Genomic DNA, 18,528 nt, shown 5'->3' on the forward strand with positions numbered 1-18,528 from the left:
GTTTATTAAAAACGGCGTATCACTGTTTTTAAAATGGTATATCTTCGTCAGCAACATCAATTTCCGTGTTAGGAAGTTCGTTAGCGTCAACTTTTTCAAAATCATATTCTTTAAACGGATATTCTGGTCGTTTCTTATTTGGTTTGACGGTTAAAATCATCTTAAACATGCCACCTTCTGCGGGTTTAAAGACCTCAACTAAATCGCCAACATCGTCCCATGCTTCATCAGGAATATCGACACCTAAAACATATGCTAGCTTGCTAATCGTTTTAATATTGCGGTCGATAACGAAATCAGGGAGTGGTGTGCCATCTTTTTTGAGTTCATCAACACCTAGGCTAATAAAATCGTTTGTACCGGTATTTTCTCCTTCAATTACCTCTGCTCTAACATTGACTGTATCCCAATCTGAACGAGTAATTTTAGCAGCCATCACTAAATATTCGCCGCTTTCTAAACCTTGGTATCCGTCATTGATCCCGTCGCTTGCAACATTCCATGATTCTTTTACGCTGTTTACTCTATCTCTAATACTCATATTTATTTACCATCCTTATTATTTGTTGTTGTAACTGTTTCTTTAACCAATGCACCCGGAATTGCCTGCAAAATTCGTAAAATATGCTCATCACTAATTTCTGACGCTTTGTATTGCTTACGAATATCAGTTGCTGTACGAATATAATTCTTGCCAATGTGTTGCGTTCGAATAACTAAGTCACAATTCCCGTTAACGACGTTATAATATTTTTGTTTTAACGCCGGAACTGGCTTTGTAACATTGTCTTCGGTTCTTGAATCCTCTCGCGAAATATAAACGATATTCATTGGCAATCCTTTTAAATCCAGAATTAACTGCTGTAACGTCGTATTGAACAGTGACCAACCTTTCCCAAACGGAATATCGCCAATCGTTTTGACGCCATTCTCAATACAGATTGATTGCTCAATTAATGTGCAAACATCTTCAATAACATCAATGACGACTGTCTTATATGAATTGGCTTCCGTTTTAAGTGCGAGAATCGACTCGTCTAGCGTGTCTATAACAGACGTGGTTAATTTGCCCCGACTGTCTCTAACGTTCGCCAACGGGATTGTAGGGCGCGTTCCCGAGTTCTTCTCATTGTCATCCGTACTTAACACAATCGTTTCTGGGAATCTGGTTGCTAAAAAACTTTTGCCACTCATAGTGTCGCCCCAAATGAAGAAATTTCTCGGCGTCCCATTTGGCTTATGCGGTTTATTTTCTGGTAAAATACTCATTTAATGAAACCTCTTTTCTTTCCGTAGAAGAAGACCCAACCTTTCTTATAATTCATAAACTTTTGATAGGCTTTGACTTCTGCCATATTTTGTAAATCCGCCGGTCTTTTACCAGCAATATTATTAGTAGCGCTATCTGCCAGAATTTCTTTGGCTCGTTCCGATCTGGTCGTTGCTATCTTTTTTAATTCAGCATCTTCAACTACTTCAATTTCTTGCACGTTGATTGCGATTTCGTGTCCACAATAAGGGCATTTATCATCAGTTTTGTAAAAGGTCCCAAAGCAAAATTCACACGTAGTTGTCGATTTAATCGTGCCATTATTATCATTTGATGTTTTGCCACCGGTTCCTTTTAAACTCCATTGCCGGTCAATCGTCGGTAGCCCGAACCGTTGAACATTGCCAACGTGGTCAATAATGACCGCACGTTTACCTTCTCGCGGATTCATAGAGCGCATAGCGAACTGCAAGAATAACGATAACGATTGAGTCGGCCGCAGCATGATCACACAATCAACATTCGGTAAATCAAGCCCTTCGGTAAACAGCTCCGCGTTGGTCACTATCTGCACGGTTCCTTCGCGATAATCCTTGATGATTTGATTGCGCTCCGCTTTTGGCGTTTTGCCCGATACAGCTTTAGCAACAATGCCATGACCGTTGAACTCTTTTGCCAATCGTTCAGCACTAGCAACATTGTAAGTGTATGCGATGGCTTGCTTACCACTTGCTAATTTTTGGTAAATCTTAACAGCATTACCATATATTTTTGGTTTAAACGCTGCTTGAATACTTTTGTCATTAAATTCACCGGTTCGATCCACAAGAATGTTAGTGGCATCGAAATCATCCGGTGCATAATAATCAACCGGCGCTAGAAATCCCTTGTCAATTAGTTCTGGTATCGGTTTACCTTGTATTAAATCTGTTGCTACATCTTCGAACCCCTTACCGTTTAAGCGAATAGGTGTGGCGGTAAACAATAGTTTTAATGCGTTTGGAAATTGCTCTAAAATTCTGATGTATGATTTAGCGAGCGAGTGGTGTGCCTCGTCAACGAATATTATTTGTGGCTCAGACATCTTCGCAACCCGTCTTGTAATGGTTTGAACCATTCCGATAGTGGTTAAATCCATATTGACGTTTTGCTCTGCAAACGAGCGTTTAACCTGATCTACGATTTCTTTTCGGTGGACAACAAATAAAATCCGACTACCTTTTTGAGTTGCCCTGCGTGCGATTTCTGCCATTATTACTGTCTTCCCAGTGCGAGGCGGTTGCTGAACAATTATTGAATGGTTGCCCCGTTTGATTGATTCTGTGATGTTATCAATCGTTTCAACCTGGTAATCGCGTAGCTTTTTTACCCCCATCGAATTGAAGTACCTTGTGTTAATTCCGCGCCTGTTACTGGCTTACCGGCTTTTAAATCAGCCTTTAACTTAGCTTTGTCCAATTCATATTTTTGTCTAAAGTAGAAAGCTGGAATATCCTTTTCATCAAGCACATTAACCGATGCCGGATTATTCTGAATTCGTACTGGCATGATTGGATCAGCTACTTTTTTGATGTCAGCTGTGTCCATTGCATACATAGCACGTTGCTTGATTGCAAGGATTGCTTTTTTAGTTCTTTTGTTGCGTTCAGATAGCTGTTTAATTGCTTCTGCTCGTGCTTCCACATCGGCTTCAAGGTTTTTAACCACATAGCCTGAATTAACGGCCTTAGATTCTAAATCGGCTTTAATTGCGTCGAATGTGTCTGCTGCTTGTGTTTCATCGATTTCGCCATTCTCAACTAATTGTTGAAGCTGTGCGAAGTCACCTGTTAATTTATAAATGCTAGCCATATTGCGCCTCCAGTGTTATAATTTTTGTATAATTTGTTTTGTTCTCTGCGTTAATCGTTGTCGCGATTAGCGCTTTTTTTGTGCTCAATCAACCGTAATACCTCCCATAGTTAACAGGAAATCTCGCTCATCTCCGTCGCAGATAATATAACCGTTATATGTCATACGTGAGTCTGATTCGAAAACTGACCGACCTGCGTAGTCATAACCGATTAGTTTATTCACCCTATTTGTGGGCGTTAAACGATCGCGTTCGTTTTGGTTACTAAAGTTGTCTTTCATTTGAAAAACTCCTTATGGTTAACTCCTACATATGTTGCAAATGATCCGATAATTAAAAGTGTCACTGGAAATTGTATAAAGCGTGGGATATACAAGCCCAAAGTGACGCTAATGATACAAGTCATGTAAAGATTCTTATTCATTGCTTAACACTCCTTTTTAAATATTTTTCATTCTTTCCAGCGCCGCATCGACGTCTTTAGGAAGGTAACGTCGCTTAGTTTTGCTGATATAAACCGGCTGTAATCCACCGCGAATAATCAATTCGTCGAAGTCTTTCTGGTCGATGTTCGCATGTTTGACAGCATCTGCACGGTTCATGGGTCGTTGCTGTCTGCTGATTATTTCATCAGCCATTTGATGTGCCAATTCAATCACTTCGGCTGCGATCATCCGTGATGCTTCTTCACTTATTAGTGATTGCATGGTTAGGCCTCCTGGATAAATATTTATTTAATAAGTTTCAATGCGCCCTTCAAATACATAGACAATTGTGTAACTTTGTCTAAACCATTTTGTAAAGTTTCCTTAGAATACTGATTAGCTAGATAATGACAGTAGTCACTTTCTCGCTTAACATTCTTCTCCATGCCTTGTCCTCCTGTACTTCACTTATTCTTCTGATTCAAACTTATATAGAATTTCAGATACTCGTAACGAATTTTTAGCAAGATTTAACGCAACCTGACTATTAGGGATATATTTCCCGTTTTCGGTTACCGACCCGCCACCGTCAATTGCTTCAAAATCAAATTTAATTTCATCAAGTAATTCCATTAATTCACCATCTAATCTATCCATTTTAAAAACCTCCGTTTATCTTCTATTAATGTTCTTCGTTCCAAACACCATACTTAATAGCAAATTCCTTAACAATCGCTGTATAGATTTCAATCAACTTGTTGTCATCATTGATTACATCTAGTTTCGATAACTTATCTCGAGTGGATTTACATACACCTTCATCAGCCATGCGACGACGTTTATTTGTTTGTCGAGTCTTTAAATTTACTTTGCCACGACGTTCTAATTCTGTATAAATTGCACTTTGAATTTCTTTATAAGCACCATATCCGCCTTGAGCTTGTGCAATCTTATTGATTAATGTGCGAGAATCTTTCCGCCAGTCCGTTGTGTTCAAAGCCACAATTTCTGAAATGCTGTCTACCTTTTTATCAAGTTGATTAGTCGCTAATTCTTGCTTAGCCAATGAATCAAACAAACCTTTGAACATTTGTAATTCTGGGCTTAAGTTCTTAGTGTCGATTTTGATTTGAGCTTCCATTTGATTGAATGCTTCAATGTATTTCAATTTAAATTCCAAAGCTTTTTTGCCGGTAAAACCCATCCCTAGCAGTGTAAATCCATCCCGATTCATATAGATAACTCGGTATTGTTGTTTATTTTGGGGATGTGTATAAACATCTTCGTAGAATAGGTTTGCCCAATTTTCGGCCACCCCTTCTCTTAAGGAATCAATTGCTTCTAAAACGTGCTTATGGTTCTTATCAAAAACCTCCGCTACTTGTAAACTGCTCGTTACTGCTTGCTGGTTCTTCATGATTACTAAGTTATTCATTTCTTGCATCTCCTTATTTTCTTGAGTTTACATACTTGTCGAATTTATTAATCCATTGTGTTGCTTTGGGTCCATCTTTCCGCCCGTTCAATATGTCAGAAACATAAACCGCAGAAATACCGAACACTTCTGACAGTTCTTTAAATTTGATTTTTTTAATTTTCATTTGCGCAATCAAAAGAGCTCTTTCTGTCACAGTCATGTCATCACCTCCAAACTAAATGTAAATTTAATAAGCTATTTTTTTAACTTTTTCATCTAAATCCTATTGATAATTCTAACTATTATGATAGAATGTAGACATAGTTAAATAAGCCACTTCATGACATAGCGAATACGTTGGGGAACGGATATATCGCAATTGTTTTTTTGTCTTAGTTAGCTATCAATTAAGCTTATGACTACAGTATATTGCCATAATAGTTAGAAGTCAACATATTTTTCTATCTAAAATGACAGAAATTGTGGTCAGATTGTGAGGAATACTGTTATGACGCTCTTTGACAGAGTTAAATATCTTGCAGAAAAACAAAAGATTTCTATTTCGCGACTAGAAGAAGACCTTGGATTAGGTAAAAATTACTTATACAAATGGAAAAAGAACTCACCAAATTCAGACACGCTTCAAAAGGTTGCAGACTATTTTAATGTATCTACGGACTACTTATTAGGACGCTCAGATAAGTTTGGTGAAAATACTTTTCGACCAAAAGTTCAAAAAATTGCGCGCAATGCTAGCCATCTATCCGATAATGATTTAGATAAATTAAATGATGTCATGGCTGCTATTTTTAAGGATAAATTTGACGAATAGTGAGGAACTACATGAAAGACAAAGTACGTTGGGATTTTGCCAGGAATATGGCTTTAAAGGTTCGAGAAATATATAACTTAAATACAACTCGATTAGCGATACTAGAATTTATTGATAAGATTCCAGATTTACGTGTTATTACTTATAATGAAATGGTTAAAGAAATAAATAATCGTAAGCCAGAACTTCACGTCAATGTGAATTGGGTGATAAATAACCTCGCTGACGGATCACAAGATGCAGCAATAATTAAGATGAGTGATTCTGAGCAAAAAATAATTTTATATCATGACAAAGCTTCAAATATTATCCCTGAAAGAATACGTTTCACTATTGCACATGAACTTGGACATTATTTTTTGAAACATTCTTTTAGCGATTCGCTTGGTAGGAATGGGATTACAGAAGAAAACTATAATATCATGGAAAAGGAGGCCGAGGCCTTTGCGCAAACTCTACTAATCCCCCCCTCTTCGCTCTACTACGGAGAAAACGTTGATGATATTATCAAACTTCACGATGTTAGTAAGACGGCTGCTAGGATAGCTATAGAGCAAACTCACTATCAATATCGTCTACCAACATATAGGCCAAAAATAGATTTTTCAATCTACTCGTTCACAAGATTGCCAACTCACTTTTCCTTATTTAATGGATTTTATTTATCATCTTCTTACGCCATCCATTGCAAAGATTGCAATGGGCTTAGCACTTTTAGCTATAATAAACCGTTACTATATTGTAGCTATTGTGGTTCTAGTAATATCCATGTACATGATATTACGAGTATTAATTTTAATTTTTACGAAAGAGTGGTGCCCTATACTATGATTTATAAAGGTATTGATGTTGACTCACAAGGAAAAGCAACAAAGTGTCCAACTTGCAATAATGAAAATATTGTAGACGGAAGTTATTGTCAAATTTGCGGAAGTCATATAGTTAATAAATGTAGTGGTTATGACAGAAACTACAACAATAGTTACTTCGATCCTGATTTTATAAATGGGACAAAGGGGTGTGGGACCGTTCTCTCTGGCGAATCAAGATACTGTCCTATTTGCGGATGTGAATCCACTTTCTTTGTGCAAGATTTATTATCAGATTGGAAAAAAGCAAAAGAAGAAAAAACATTATTGAAAATAGAAACAGAAGCACTTCCTTTCTAAAAGATGCAACACTAAAAAAGCCCTAAAGAATCGTGGGGATTCAATAGGGCCGGTATATTATTGCTACGTCCAAATATTATTTTATCATATTGGAGGAGTATTTGTGGTTAAGAAGAGGTATTTATTTATGGTTGTTATGGCAAGCTTAGGGCTACTTACTGCCTGTGGTAATCAAAACGAACGCAATGATTCAAGCAGCGAACAAACAGTGAAGAAAACATCGTCGCTTGAAAACGCAAAAATGAACGTTGATGGATTGTTTTCAGATTCAAAGCATACTAAGTTATTAGAAGGCACAACCTACCAACAAATCAAATCTGTATCTAAAGAAGTATCAAAACTACCTAACTCAAAGGAAAAAGAAAAACTACTAAAAGATATTTTAACAGCTCAAAAATTATGGCCTGACTTTGTTAATCAAACCAATAAAAAGAATTCTGAATCCATTAAAGCTTCTGAATCAAAAGCTAATTCAAAAAGCGAGTCGGAAAAAGTAAAATCCGAAAGTGAATCTGCAGCTAAAGAATCTGCTTCTGAATCAAAAAAAGAAGCAACTTCTAAGTCACAATCCGCCGCTAGTGCAAGTCAAAGTCAGCCACAATCTACATCTAATAACGAAGACGGAAAAGAACGTTTAGATAAGGATAATAATATTTACCTCGTAAAAGAGATGCATGAACGTATTGACGGTACCCAAGGAATTTCGAAAAAAATGTATGATGCAGCTCAATCTTTGGATGTCAAAAGAATTAAAAAAGAGATTAAAGTCATTAATAACGTAATTAAAGAATGTGATGATCATTATGTATTTGAATCTGAATATTCAAGTGATGATAAGTCATTAATTAATAATCTGAATGACTATTGGCAGGCATCGTCTGACCTACTTAATATTGAGAAAGATTATTTGAACTATCAAATTGGTAAAAACGATGACTCGAAAAACTTTGGTAAAGAGATCAATAGCAAGCTAAATGATTGGAATGCGATCTACGATAAAATAGTTAATTAATTACTCCCTGTTCAACCATCGGATAAGCCGACAGCAAGTGCAAGTCTTGCTGGTTGATTTGCAATAAAAAAAGACACATCCCCCGTCGCCAAACGGATGGATGTGCCTAACAAAAAAAGGTACGCATTAGCGCACGCTATTTGCGTACTCTATTTTAACAGATAATAGGAGGATATTACAACATGGCACGGATCACCGATAAACGTATAAAAGAATACACTAAAAAAGATGGTACTATCGCATATATGTTTAATGCCTATCTAGGCCGCGTCAATGGGAAGGATAAACGAATAACTAGACGTGGTTTTAGAACACCACGCGAAGCTAGATTAGCTCTAATAGCCCTTGAAGCTGAACGCGATTCTCTGCTTGAAGTTGCAAATAAGTATTCCTTTGAAGAAATCTATTTAAATTGGTTTAAACAATATAAAAATACTGTTAAAGAATCGACCTGGGCTAAAACAGAAAGCATTTTTAAATTGCATATCTTACCAGTTTTTGGGGATAAGATAATTACAGATATTACCCCCATGGATTGTCAAACGGCTATTAACAGTTGGTACGAGTCTGGTAAAAAGAAATATAAAGTGTTTATGAACTACACTGGTAACGTATTTCAATATGCTTTTAAGATGGATATTGTTCAATCTGATCCAACCAAGAAAATATTCATCCCTAAAAATCCTAATAAACTTGATGATTCTAAGATTAATTTTTTTGATAAACAAGAGCTACTAACCTTTTTCAAAGCCGTCGATGAATTCGGTGATCAGCAAGCAGCGATGTGTTTCCATCTACTAGCCTTTACCGGAATGCGTAAAGGTGAATTACTTGCCCTAACGTGGGATGATATCGACTTAAAAGCTGCCACTTTAGACATCAATAAGACACAAACTTTAGGTGCCGGCTTCAAGTTAATCACACAGACACCTAAAACTAAAAATAGCCACCGTACGTTGAATTTAGATGACAATACGGTCAAACGACTTAAAAAGTGGAAAGTCGTCCAAAAAGAGCAACTATTAGCTTTTGGAACTACTGTCAAATCGAAAGAGCAGCTGGTATTTTCAAACGAGGACAACGAGTTTTTACAACCGAACTATCCCGGTAAATGGATGGACTGGATCATAAAAAAATATAATAAGGATAAAGAACCTAACGAGCAATTAAAACGAATCACAGTCCACGGTTTGCGACACACTTATGCTACGCTAGCTTTTGAAGCTGGTGCATCGATTAAGGAAGTACAAGAGCAACTTGGCCATCTCAACTTCAAAACAACGATGGACATTTACACGGCCGTTACTCAAAAACAAAAGATTGAAACGTCAACAAAATTCGCCGAATATCTAGCTAAATAGTCTATACGTAATCAATACGTAATCAAAATTAAAAAATGGCACAAAAAAAGCCCGATAAATCAGGCTTTTATAAATTATGATTGGGTATATAGGGCTCGAACCTATAAATTCCGGATTCAGAGTCCGGTGCCTTACCAATTTGGCGAATACCCAATATCATCAACGAATACTATGATACTGCACACTCCAGACGTTGTCAATTATGATTTTTAACAAATCTTTAAAAGAGGACTATACTATTCTTGGAGGTGGTTCCAATGATGAAAAAAGCAGAAATCGAAAAATTATTTGACGGGAAAGTTGCCGTATATGATCAAGACCACGTTGTGATTGATTGGATAGATTCACGCAGGACGCTTGAAGTCACAATTGATAAAGATATTCTAAATCTACTGATAAACCATCAGGACTATATTCGGAATATCTTGAAACATTTAAAGAGACAAACAAATCGCACTATGACCAAGGAAATTATTAACATTAATCGTCGTAACTATAAAATCTTCATTTAGCCTCGCTAGAGTCAATTAACCATTGACATTACAGGCTTTATTCGCTAAGATATTAGTTGTTCCGAACATTGCCCGTTGGTCAAATCGGTTAAGACGTCGCCCTCTCAAGGCGGAGTTACGGGTTCGATCCCCGTACGGGTGATATTTAAAACAGCCTAGAACCCAGAAAAGCCGTTAAACTAAGGTTTAGCGGCTTTTTTGTTTGTTTAAAACGTGTAAAAAAGCTAGCCTCCTGACGCTTTAGTTAGGGGGCTAGTTTTTTTATTGCGTAGATTTCTTCTATTAAAATGGCTTCATTTGCCACAATTATTTGGCTACCAAACCAGCCACTGATTAAACCTTCCACCTTACTGGGTACAATACCTTCTATTGAACGTTCTGCTTTGTCGATTTGAACCGGATAACATTTAACAATTGCGTCATTGATGGTATTAGCAATCATCTCAGCAGTCATCGCCTCAATGTGTTTTTCATTGCGCTTACGATCTTGTACGCGGTTATTCTTATCTAACACTGCCGTATGATCGCTTAAATAGAACCCTTGCCATTTCATCATGCCACGATCATAATAATCATACTTCAAAAATTGATTAACCAAATTGGGATCATATTCATCATTATTCATAGGCGTTCCCTCCAGCATGCCCACCGACTAAGCCAGCACGCTCAATTGCAGTCGCACCTTTTACTTTGCTAGACAATTTGACCACCGATGTAAAACCGTAGCGCTTGCGAATTTCATCGACCGTGCTATCTAATTTCTGCTTTTTCAAATTAATAAACTGTGTGTCGAACATATCTAATTGTTCCGCACTATCGTCAACCAAATTGCTGCACGCAATACTAATATGCCGAATCGATTCGTGTTGCCATTCTTCACGAAAAAGTTGGATGGCATGTTTTGTGAGTTGCTGATTAGCATTAGTCGCATCAATCTTCATTGAACGCCCAAAACCACCACGCGATGCATCCTCTTTTGCAGCAAATGAAAAGCCAATCCCCAGACTGATAACCGTGGTCGCCTTGTGATGCGCCCTGAGACGTGCAGCCACTTGCTCTGCAATTTCCCGAATCACAACTTCAATCTCAGCTTGGATAAAATAATCGCGTGGTAATACCTGACTATTCCCATAAGACTTCTCTTTGGCCTTATATTTATGCCGTACAACGGCCCGATCAATCCCCCAACTAAACGCAAACAACTGCGCGCCCATGACACCCATTTCTTGTTTTAACCGATAGGGATTTGTATGCGCAATATCGTACATCGAATGAATGTGTTTCTGATTCAGTTTCTCTGCCGTACGATGCCCAATTGACCAGACATCATCTAACTGGGTCACTGGCCACAGTTTATCTGGGACATCTTCATAATGCCATTCTGCAATCAAACTGTGATTCCGTTTGGCCTCAAGATCCAATGCGAGCTTGGCAAGTAGCGGATTATCGCCAATCCCCACCGTTAAATAAATGCCCGTTTCTTTTTTTACAGCCAGCTGAATTTTACGTGCGACTTCGTACGGCGTCGCTCCAAAGAGTTGCCAACTATCCGTGACATCAAGTAACGATTCATCAATGGAATACGGTTGAATATCTTCTTCTGCCGTAAATTGCTGAAAAATACGGTTAATCTTCTGGTTCACTTGGATGTACAAATTCATCTTGGGTGGCTCAATGATTAACCGCTTATCATGAATTGGAACATCCCGGGCACGCGTTACGTTACTGATACCAAATAATTTCTTAGCCATGGGACTGGCTGCCAATACTAAACCACTGCCCGTGTTTTTCTCCGTGGACATCACCACCAAAATAGCCTTTAACGGATTCAGTTTCAACCGAACGGCCTCTACTGATGCGTAAAAAGATTTCGAATCAATCATTAAAATCACGCGGCGTAGTTCATTCTGATAGTCATACACGACTCTTCACCCCAACTTGAATCTGACGCACTTGTTCATCTAATTCGCGTTGCCACCGATTAATCTCAATCAAGGTGACGGCTGATAGATGACGATAAATAAATTGCGGAAACTTATCGCGGTTGTAGTAATAATTCATTGAGTCAATCAAATCATCACTATGATTCACCGCTAATCGCCGCAATTCTAAAACTCCAAAGCCATTTAAATATAAACTCAATCCTGTTTGATCTAGCGTAATCACTTCTTTATTCGTATGCATCAGGCACACCTCTTTAATTCATCTTATGTCCTCTTAATTATACGAACATACATTCGATTTAGTCAAGTGTGATTTCTCAGAGAACAAAAAACGCTCAATCAAATTAAATTTGATTGAGCGTTAAAGGAACCTTAAATTTTAATACCAACCGTTACTTAACCAGAAACTCTTAGCGGCATCCCATGAACCGTAACGACTTGTTACGTATTGATCTGCGACGCGGTCTTGATTGGCTGCTGAATAGTCACCATTTAAATATGATGCGGTTAATTGATAACGGCCAATCATTTGACCGTTACGCGCTGAGTATGAACCACCAGATTCTTTTTGCGCAATCCATTCTTTCGCTGAACTAGTTGTCGGTGCAACAGCAGCTGTTTGTTGAACTGGTGCAGCTTGCACTGTAGGTTGTGCTTGAACAACTGGTGCTGGTGTTTGAACAGCGGCTGGTTGTGCAACAACTACTGGCGTTGTCGTTTGAACAGGGGTTGCTGTTTGGTCAGTGTCGATTGTTAATTGTTCCCCGACAAAAATCATGTTGATATCTTGAATGTTGTTTGTTGTGGCAATTTGATTGACTAAATCTGTGTTACCGGCAAATTTTTGGGCGATTGTTGATAACGTATCCCCAGTTGCAACGGTATAAGTAGTAGCGGCACTTGCTTTTGATTGACCAACGAAAAGTAATCCTGCTGTTGCAGCCGTTGTCAATGTAGCGCTAAGCAATAATGTCTTAAAAGATTTCATGTAATAGATGTGCTCCTTGTTGTTTTGATTTATTAACGTGGGACTAATATACCATCTTATATTCGCTTGTACATGTCAAAACCATAACAATTGATGACAAACAGGTAACAAAATGACGGCAATTCCCGCGCTAATTGTAATGCACACCGCTTACTTGACTGCTATTACACAAATAACGCCTAGGACAATCTTCTGTCCTAGGCGTTATAAACTAATTTATTGATGTTATTCACGACGTTTTAAATGATACTTAGAGACCGATTTTTGGCGGCCAAGAACTAGCGGAATACGTTCCACGAACACATCACTATAGTCCAATCCAAACCATGAAGCCGGTGTATCAGTGAATTTTTCTAACCATAAACGCATTTGAACAATCCCTTTATCCATTGCTCGAATTTGAGTTGCTGGTGATAAATCTTCTTGCATGATCACAAACGAGAAATCGCCAACGTTCCGATTTGGAATTGTTGTGTAGCGTTGTGGTTGTGCTGGTAATTCTCCCCGATGAATCATTTCTTGAATGATTTGACGAATAAAGATGTTCACTTTTTGTTCCATCTTAAAGCCTAGATACAACTGAACGTTGACAATGTAGTCCGTCCCAAGCGTATCTGCGGTATATTCTGCCGTATACGGTTCATCAGTAACATTGACCGCAACAAACCAGTAAACTTGCGCCCGTTTTGGTCGTTTATCCAAAATAGAATAAAGAATATTCTTCTTAACCATATTCTTTTCATATGGTTTATTCTGTGGTTTTGAAAGATAAACCAAATTAGTCGTATACATAGCTAACGCTGTATCGTCTCGCAAATCATGTAGTTGTTGTTTATAAGCTAGTAATGAAACCGTACTTGCCTTGAAAGTATTACTTTCCTTAATCGTATTACTACGATACCAAACAAACATGATCGATAGAATAAACGCCGCAATTAAGACTGTCACGTAACCACCATGCATGAATTTAGCAGCACTTGAGATGAAGAAAATAACTTCAATTGTCCCGAAGAAGATGAGTACCAAATAAGCCAATACCCATTTCTTCTCGCGGCGTCCCAAGTAATGGAATAGCAAGATAGTTGTCATTAACATTGTAATCGTAATCGCCAAACCGTAGGCAGCTTCCATGTGCGCTGAGTTCTTAAAATAGAAAACAACCATTAAACAAACCGCCCATAGAATCCAGTTAACGATTGAAATATAGAGTTGCCCTTTTAACTTAGCCGGATAATCGACCTTAATTCGTGGTAAGAGGCGCAACTTGATTGCTTCTGATACTAAGGTATATGACCCTGAAATTAAGGCTTGTGATGCAATAATCGCCGCAATTGTAGCCAGTAAAATCGCTGGGACCTTTAATTGGGCTGGCATCACTTCAAAGAATGGATTGAAATCAGAAATATGTTGATATGCCGCAATATCTTTATGTTGTAATAACCAAACACCTTGTCCAAAGTAATTCAACACTAAACAAAGCGCAATGTATGGCCAACTACCATAGATATTCAACCGCCCAACGTGCCCCATATCCGAATAAAGTGCTTCAGCCCCCGTAGTTGCCAAGAAAACACTGCCTAAAATTAGAATCCCCACCTTATTCTCAGGGCTAAACAGTAGTTCAATCGCATAATACGGATTGAGTGCCTTGAGCATCGTTAGATCCCCCATTAAGTTAACCAAACCAATGCCACCAATAAAGGTAAACCAAATTAACATAATGGGACCAAAAGATTTACCGATTAGATCAGTCCCAAATTTCTGAATGAAAAATAAGACCGATAAGATCGAGACCGTCAATAAAATCACCTGATCTTGATTATTAATTAAAACGTTCCCATTAATTGGCAAACCCTTTAACCCTTCAATCGCCGTCGTGACTGTCACAGCAGGTGTTAACATCCCATCCGCTAATAACGTCGCCCCACCAATAATCGCGGGAATCACGAGCCACTTAGCTTGCTTACGAATCAAAGTGTACAGTGCAAAAATCCCACCTTCACCATTATTATCCGCACGCAATGCAATCATGACGTACTTGACGGTCGTCATCAACATTAACGTCCAAAAGACAAGCGAAATACTGCCGATGATAAAATCGCGGCTGATGTTTGCCAAACCGCCATTCCCCTCAACAATTGATTTCATAACATATAATGGCGACGTTCCAATATCACCGTAAACGACGCCCATCGTAATCAAAATCCCTGCAACTGATAATTTATGTCCAGTTGTTTGTTTAGTTGTCTTTAATTTCATGATTTGTTACTTCCTTATACTCCAATATAGCATTATCGTAGCTTGTTCCAGATTGAAAGTCCAGTCTTATCATCAATAATTATCAATCCACTGTATTCCATGCTATAATAGGGACACTGAAACAAGCGAGGGATACAAATGAAAGATAAACGTCAATTTGAAATTGCTAAGAAGCAATACAAGAAACTAGCGAACCGACCACTATCAAAGGAACGTAAGAAAGCTGTTAGTACCGCTTCAACTTACATGTTCACAATCTTAGTTGTGGCCTTTATTCTATTGGTTATTTACTTGTTCGTTCACTAAAACTGCGTAAGCAGTTTTTTTTTTCGTATTTTTTTGCAGAACATATATTGAATATTATTTTTCGTACGTATATAATTAAATAAATAGCTTTTTAAGCTTAAATTACTACAAAAAACGCGAACATTATCGAGAAAGGCGGCTCTCATGCCCTCAAAAAAACAAGTTTATCTCGCTGGCCCATTTTTTAGCCCCGAACAAAACGATCGGTTAGATCAAGTGGCTGATTTACTCATTAAAAACCCAACGATTGATGCTGATTCACTTTTCAAACCAGGCCAACACCCTTATCCTGATGCAGAATTCGGTACTTTCGAATGGCAAGTCGCTACTTTTAATGTTGATACGCGTCAAATTGACCAAGCAGATGTCGTAGTCGCTGTTATGGATTTTAAATCTGAAGAAGGCGAATTCGAACCTGATTCCGGTACCATGTGGGAATGTGGTTATGCTTTTGCCCACAATAAACCAGTGATTCTCGCTCGTTTTCGTGATAATTTACCAATTAACCTGATGTTGGCTGGTTCTGCAACGGCCATCTTCAATGGTGAAGCGGATATTGAAAACTTAGCGACTTATGATTTCTTTGAATTACACAATAAATATGTCCAAACAGATATCTTTTAACTCAAAAAAGAACCGACTGATGCGTCGGTTCTTTTTCTTTGGCCTAAAAGCCGTTATTCTCGCTCAATTCACGGTACCATCGACCACTCTTCTTCATCGTGCGCTTTGCCTCATGGTCCAAATCAACACGGTAGAAACCATAACGATTCCGATAACCATTTAACCAAGACCAACAATCATTGAAGGTCCAAGTATGGTACCCAAAACAACTGCTGCCGGCTTCAATTGCGCGATGTAGCTGTGTCAGATGTTCTTGCATAAATTCAATCCGATAATCATCTTGAATTTGCCCATCTTCACCCATAAAGCGTTCTTCATCGGCAACACCCATTCCGTTTTCAGAAACGTACCACGGAATGTTGTGATAATCATTTTTCATCATCATTGCCACATCGTACAATGCTTCTGGATAAATCTCCCATCCACGATATGGATTAATCTTCTGTTCTGGCCAAATATAATTAGCATATAAGTCTTCCGGTGTTTGTGCTGGGAACTTCGGATTCTCTGGTGCTTGAACCCGCATTGGTTGATAGTAGTTCACGCCGATAAAATCGACACAATGATCGGCAATCAATTGCCGGTCGCCTTTTTTCGTCATTGGTAATAACTCATGTTTTGTTAAGAGGTTAATTAATTCTTCTGGAATAACGCCCAAAACAGTTGGGTCTAGAAAACTCTTAGCGAGTAGTAAGTCAGCATTTTGTTTAGCCATTAAATCCTCTGGTGCATCACTCTTAGCGTAAGCTGGCGTGATATTTAAAATAATGCCGATCTGACCATCCGGCTTCACTTTTCTAAATTCAGCAACAGCTGCTGTATGCGCCATCAAGGTATGGTAGCCAACCTGAACAGCCTTCTTGAAGTCAACAATGTCTGGATAATGATAGCCCGTTAAGTAACCACATTCGATATGCACGATAGGCTCATTAAAAGTCGTCCAGCGATCAACCAAGTCACCAAACAATTCAAACGCAGTTTTTGCGTAGAATGCAAAGGCATCAACTGATTCGCGTGTCTCCCAACCGCCCTTTTCCATTAGCCACCAAGGCATATCGAAATGGAACAGATTAATGATCGGTGTAATGTCTGCATCACGTAAGCGCTTAAAATAATCCCGATAAAAATCAACCGCTACTTGATTAACATGTTTGCCATCGGGCATTAATCGCGTCCAAGCAATCGATGTCCGAAATGAGTTCAAACCAATCTTTTGCATATTTTCAACGTCTTCACGATACAACCGATAAGTATCACTAGCCGTGTCAGGCCCTTGATCGCTATTAAACTTATCAGGTTGCATCTCAAACCATTTGTCCCAGGTTGATGGGGACTTACCATAACTTAGGGAGTATCCTTCTGATTGAGGTGCGGATGTTGCTGCTCCCCACATAAAATGCTCTGGAAATTTAATCATAAACGCTACTCTCCTTAAATGTAATCGCCAACATTTTATATTGTACCATTTCTCTAAAGTGGTCGCACACCTTTCTCAGTCGATTATTTAATATGCGTACCTCCGAAATATTATACACGTTAAATAAATTGCAGACTGAGATTAATAATATGCATTATTATAAAATAATTTATTTTTTTAGGGTTTTACACGTAAAAGGGTTGTAAACTCCCGTTATTTTATGATATATTCAATAACAGAAATGATTAATACTCCCCCAAGTAAGATCATTTCAATATTCAGAAGATACTCGGTATAGGCCTTTTCCAATTAAGGTTTATGCCGGGTATTTTTTGATTTGAAAGCAAAAAAAATAGTCCTGACGGACTATTTTTAGAAGCGGTTTGTTATGCAAAAATCATTTGGAAAATACCTGCGCCACAGATGGCACCGATAATTGGTGCAACAACTGGCACCCAAGCGTAACTCCATTGTGAGTCGCCTTTGTTCTTAAGCGGTGTGAACATATGCACCAAACGTGGGCCTAAATCACGAGCAGGATTTAAAGCTGGTCCTGTTGGGCCACCTAATGAAGCAACTAATGTCATCACCAATAAACCAACAACAATATGGCCGGCAGCGCCAAACTTACCTGCACCAATTGCTAAAGCACCGAAAACTAAGATCAATGTGCCTAAAAATTCATTTACAAAACCATTCATCCGGCTATGAGCAGCATCGATTGTTACGAATGAGCCCAAGATGCCTTCTTGGTTTGTTGTGCGATCATAATATGGTTTGTAAGCAGCAACCAATAATAATTGACCAACCATTGCACCCAAGAATTGAACAATGATGTATGGTAAAACATTTTCCCAAGGGAATAAGCCCATCACTGCAAAACTTAATGTAACAGCTGGATTAAGATGGTTACCGGAAATGCTCCCAAACATAACGGCAGGAATCATAACCCCACAACCATATCCAAAAGCGATTAAAAACCAATCACTACTAAAACCTTTTGTTCCTTTTAATTCAACGTTGGCTACTGCCCCGTTACCAAAAATAATCATAATTGCAGTTCCAATAAATTCGGCAGCCAAACGGGTTGTCAAAGAAGCGTCCACTACTATTCCTCCTATAAATGATTCATATTTTTACG

22 protein-coding genes and 2 tRNA genes are annotated in these 18,528 nt (G+C 38.4%); 8 read left to right on the plus strand and 16 right to left on the minus strand.

The window, feature by feature from the left end; all coding sequences use genetic code 11:
* Window positions 1–28: 28 nt before the first annotated feature.
* From LCU_RS03935 to LCU_RS03970, 8 genes are all read right to left on the minus strand, one after another.
* Complete coding sequence (locus LCU_RS03935) at window positions 29–541, minus strand: hypothetical protein (protein ID WP_056966820.1); 513 nt, start codon at window positions 539–541, stop codon at window positions 29–31.
* Between the two features lie 2 nt (window positions 542–543).
* Window positions 544–1,269, minus strand: coding sequence for an AAA family ATPase (locus LCU_RS03940; protein ID WP_056966822.1), 726 nt, complete (start codon window positions 1,267–1,269; stop codon window positions 544–546).
* Entirely contained in the window at window positions 1,266–2,645 is a 1,380-nt protein-coding gene (locus LCU_RS03945) for a DEAD/DEAH box helicase (RefSeq protein ID WP_081038335.1), read from the minus strand. Before LCU_RS03945 ends, LCU_RS03940 begins: the two co-directional genes overlap by 4 nt.
* Window positions 2,636–3,121: a siphovirus Gp157 family protein gene (locus tag LCU_RS03950; protein ID WP_056966825.1), complete on the minus strand. Its 486-nt coding sequence runs from the start codon at window positions 3,119–3,121 to the stop codon at window positions 2,636–2,638. The genes LCU_RS03945 and LCU_RS03950 overlap by 10 nt, the downstream gene beginning before the upstream one ends.
* 441 nt (window positions 3,122–3,562) lie before the next feature.
* The gene (locus tag LCU_RS03955; RefSeq protein ID WP_054644642.1) at window positions 3,563–3,829 is read right to left on the minus strand and encodes a hypothetical protein; all 267 of its coding nucleotides are present in this window, start codon (window positions 3,827–3,829) and stop codon (window positions 3,563–3,565) included.
* Window positions 3,830–4,015: 186 nt separating this feature from the next.
* Complete coding sequence (locus tag LCU_RS03960; protein ID WP_054644643.1) at window positions 4,016–4,204, minus strand: hypothetical protein; 189 nt, start codon at window positions 4,202–4,204, stop codon at window positions 4,016–4,018.
* A gap of 25 nt (window positions 4,205–4,229) precedes the next feature.
* Window positions 4,230–4,982 (minus strand): Rha family transcriptional regulator, encoded by a 753-nt coding sequence (locus LCU_RS03965; RefSeq protein WP_128486100.1) that lies wholly within the window; start codon window positions 4,980–4,982, stop codon window positions 4,230–4,232.
* 13 nt (window positions 4,983–4,995) lie between these two features.
* A complete protein-coding gene (locus tag LCU_RS03970) occupies window positions 4,996–5,184 on the minus strand; it encodes a hypothetical protein (RefSeq protein WP_056967152.1) in 189 nt (62 codons plus the stop codon).
* 288 nt (window positions 5,185–5,472) lie between these two features.
* Between LCU_RS03970 and LCU_RS03975 the strand changes: the two genes are divergently transcribed.
* From LCU_RS03975 to LCU_RS03990, 4 genes are all read left to right on the plus strand, one after another.
* Entirely contained in the window at window positions 5,473–5,796 is a 324-nt protein-coding gene (locus tag LCU_RS03975; protein WP_056967154.1) for a helix-turn-helix domain-containing protein, read from the plus strand.
* Between the two features lie 11 nt (window positions 5,797–5,807).
* Complete coding sequence (locus LCU_RS03980; protein WP_056967156.1) at window positions 5,808–6,965, plus strand: ImmA/IrrE family metallo-endopeptidase; 1,158 nt, start codon at window positions 5,808–5,810, stop codon at window positions 6,963–6,965.
* Between the two features lie 127 nt (window positions 6,966–7,092).
* Window positions 7,093–7,977 carry a toxin Cry1Ac domain D-VI-related protein gene (locus LCU_RS03985; RefSeq protein ID WP_128486101.1) on the plus strand — a complete coding sequence of 295 codons (885 nt, stop codon included), beginning with the start codon at window positions 7,093–7,095 and terminating at the stop codon, window positions 7,975–7,977.
* Between the two features lie 182 nt (window positions 7,978–8,159).
* Complete coding sequence (locus LCU_RS03990) at window positions 8,160–9,338, plus strand: tyrosine-type recombinase/integrase (protein WP_056967011.1); 1,179 nt, start codon at window positions 8,160–8,162, stop codon at window positions 9,336–9,338.
* Between the two features lie 80 nt (window positions 9,339–9,418).
* Here LCU_RS03990 and LCU_RS03995 read toward each other — a convergent pair.
* Window positions 9,419–9,491: transfer RNA gene (locus LCU_RS03995), tRNA-Gln, on the minus strand.
* 104 nt (window positions 9,492–9,595) lie between these two features.
* On the opposite strand from LCU_RS03995, the gene LCU_RS04000 reads away from it, so the two are divergent.
* On the plus strand, window positions 9,596–9,850 hold the full coding sequence (locus LCU_RS04000) for a hypothetical protein (RefSeq protein ID WP_235805445.1): 255 nt from the start codon (window positions 9,596–9,598) through the stop codon (window positions 9,848–9,850).
* Between the two features lie 69 nt (window positions 9,851–9,919).
* Window positions 9,920–9,992, plus strand: a tRNA-Glu gene (locus LCU_RS04005).
* A 102-nt stretch (window positions 9,993–10,094) separates the two neighbouring features.
* On the opposite strand, the gene LCU_RS04010 is transcribed toward LCU_RS04005, so the two are convergent.
* The 5 genes from LCU_RS04010 to LCU_RS04030 form a co-directional block, all read right to left on the minus strand.
* The gene (locus tag LCU_RS04010) at window positions 10,095–10,475 is read right to left on the minus strand and encodes a hypothetical protein (RefSeq protein WP_004269998.1); all 381 of its coding nucleotides are present in this window, start codon (window positions 10,473–10,475) and stop codon (window positions 10,095–10,097) included.
* Window positions 10,468–11,733 (minus strand): Y-family DNA polymerase, encoded by a 1,266-nt coding sequence (locus LCU_RS04015; RefSeq protein WP_050802251.1) that lies wholly within the window; start codon window positions 11,731–11,733, stop codon window positions 10,468–10,470. Before LCU_RS04015 ends, LCU_RS04010 begins: the two co-directional genes overlap by 8 nt.
* A 31-nt stretch (window positions 11,734–11,764) precedes the next feature.
* A complete protein-coding gene (locus LCU_RS04020; RefSeq protein ID WP_004270016.1) occupies window positions 11,765–12,034 on the minus strand; it encodes a hypothetical protein in 270 nt (89 codons plus the stop codon).
* Window positions 12,035–12,172: 138 nt separating this feature from the next.
* Window positions 12,173–12,781, minus strand: coding sequence for an aggregation-promoting factor (apf, locus tag LCU_RS04025; protein WP_054644374.1), 609 nt, complete (start codon window positions 12,779–12,781; stop codon window positions 12,173–12,175).
* 225 nt (window positions 12,782–13,006) lie between these two features.
* The gene (locus LCU_RS04030) at window positions 13,007–15,040 is read right to left on the minus strand and encodes a KUP/HAK/KT family potassium transporter (RefSeq protein ID WP_004269996.1); all 2,034 of its coding nucleotides are present in this window, start codon (window positions 15,038–15,040) and stop codon (window positions 13,007–13,009) included.
* Window positions 15,041–15,178: 138 nt separating this feature from the next.
* Here LCU_RS04030 and LCU_RS09940 point away from each other — a divergent pair, with 138 nt between their 5' ends.
* Together LCU_RS09940 and LCU_RS04035 are read left to right on the plus strand one after the other, a co-directional pair.
* Window positions 15,179–15,346 carry a hypothetical protein gene (locus tag LCU_RS09940; RefSeq protein ID WP_004270002.1) on the plus strand — a complete coding sequence of 56 codons (168 nt, stop codon included), beginning with the start codon at window positions 15,179–15,181 and terminating at the stop codon, window positions 15,344–15,346.
* 144 nt (window positions 15,347–15,490) lie between these two features.
* Complete coding sequence (locus tag LCU_RS04035; protein WP_004270037.1) at window positions 15,491–15,970, plus strand: nucleoside 2-deoxyribosyltransferase; 480 nt, start codon at window positions 15,491–15,493, stop codon at window positions 15,968–15,970.
* Window positions 15,971–16,013: 43 nt separating this feature from the next.
* Here the strand turns inward: LCU_RS04035 and LCU_RS04040 are convergent, their stop codons facing one another.
* On the minus strand, window positions 16,014–17,387 hold the full coding sequence (locus LCU_RS04040; protein ID WP_056967041.1) for a glycoside hydrolase family 1 protein: 1,374 nt from the start codon (window positions 17,385–17,387) through the stop codon (window positions 16,014–16,016).
* Window positions 17,388–17,773: 386 nt separating this feature from the next.
* Window positions 17,774–18,493 (minus strand): MIP/aquaporin family protein, encoded by a 720-nt coding sequence (locus tag LCU_RS04045; protein WP_004269980.1) that lies wholly within the window; start codon window positions 18,491–18,493, stop codon window positions 17,774–17,776.
* Window positions 18,494–18,528: the final 35 nt, after the last annotated feature.

Source organism: Latilactobacillus curvatus JCM 1096 = DSM 20019 (assembly GCF_004101845.1).
In the GTDB taxonomy this organism is placed as follows: Bacteria; Bacillota; Bacilli; order Lactobacillales; family Lactobacillaceae; genus Latilactobacillus; species Latilactobacillus curvatus.

Bases quoted from the DNA above. Each gene is read 5' to 3' on its own strand.
- LCU_RS03975 (WP_056967154.1), top strand. From the start codon at position 5,473: ATGACGCTCTTTGACAGAGTTAAATATCTTGCAGAAAAACAAAAGATT.
- apf (WP_054644374.1), bottom strand. From the start codon at position 12,781: ATGAAATCTTTTAAGACATTATTGCTTAGCGCTACATTGACAACGGCT.
- LCU_RS04040 (WP_056967041.1), bottom strand. From the start codon at position 17,387: ATGATTAAATTTCCAGAGCATTTTATGTGGGGAGCAGCAACATCCGCA.
- LCU_RS03955 (WP_054644642.1), bottom strand. From the start codon at position 3,829: ATGCAATCACTAATAAGTGAAGAAGCATCACGGATGATCGCAGCCGAA.
- LCU_RS03950 (WP_056966825.1), bottom strand. From the start codon at position 3,121: ATGGCTAGCATTTATAAATTAACAGGTGACTTCGCACAGCTTCAACAA.
- LCU_RS03940 (WP_056966822.1), bottom strand. From the start codon at position 1,269: ATGAGTATTTTACCAGAAAATAAACCGCATAAGCCAAATGGGACGCCG.
- LCU_RS04030 (WP_004269996.1), bottom strand. From the start codon at position 15,040: ATGAAATTAAAGACAACTAAACAAACAACTGGACATAAATTATCAGTT.
- LCU_RS03980 (WP_056967156.1), top strand. From the start codon at position 5,808: ATGAAAGACAAAGTACGTTGGGATTTTGCCAGGAATATGGCTTTAAAG.
- LCU_RS04000 (WP_235805445.1), top strand. From the start codon at position 9,596: ATGATGAAAAAAGCAGAAATCGAAAAATTATTTGACGGGAAAGTTGCC.
- LCU_RS03990 (WP_056967011.1), top strand. From the start codon at position 8,160: ATGGCACGGATCACCGATAAACGTATAAAAGAATACACTAAAAAAGAT.
- LCU_RS09940 (WP_004270002.1), top strand. From the start codon at position 15,179: ATGAAAGATAAACGTCAATTTGAAATTGCTAAGAAGCAATACAAGAAA.
- LCU_RS03960 (WP_054644643.1), bottom strand. From the start codon at position 4,204: ATGGATAGATTAGATGGTGAATTAATGGAATTACTTGATGAAATTAAA.
- LCU_RS03945 (WP_081038335.1), bottom strand. From the start codon at position 2,645: ATGGGGGTAAAAAAGCTACGCGATTACCAGGTTGAAACGATTGATAAC.
- LCU_RS03985 (WP_128486101.1), top strand. From the start codon at position 7,093: ATGGTTGTTATGGCAAGCTTAGGGCTACTTACTGCCTGTGGTAATCAA.
- LCU_RS03965 (WP_128486100.1), bottom strand. From the start codon at position 4,982: ATGAATAACTTAGTAATCATGAAGAACCAGCAAGCAGTAACGAGCAGT.
- LCU_RS03935 (WP_056966820.1), bottom strand. From the start codon at position 541: ATGAGTATTAGAGATAGAGTAAACAGCGTAAAAGAATCATGGAATGTT.
- LCU_RS04035 (WP_004270037.1), top strand. From the start codon at position 15,491: ATGCCCTCAAAAAAACAAGTTTATCTCGCTGGCCCATTTTTTAGCCCC.
- LCU_RS04020 (WP_004270016.1), bottom strand. From the start codon at position 12,034: ATGCATACGAATAAAGAAGTGATTACGCTAGATCAAACAGGATTGAGT.
- LCU_RS03970 (WP_056967152.1), bottom strand. From the start codon at position 5,184: ATGACTGTGACAGAAAGAGCTCTTTTGATTGCGCAAATGAAAATTAAA.
- LCU_RS04010 (WP_004269998.1), bottom strand. From the start codon at position 10,475: ATGAATAATGATGAATATGATCCCAATTTGGTTAATCAATTTTTGAAG.
- LCU_RS04015 (WP_050802251.1), bottom strand. From the start codon at position 11,733: ATGATTGATTCGAAATCTTTTTACGCATCAGTAGAGGCCGTTCGGTTG.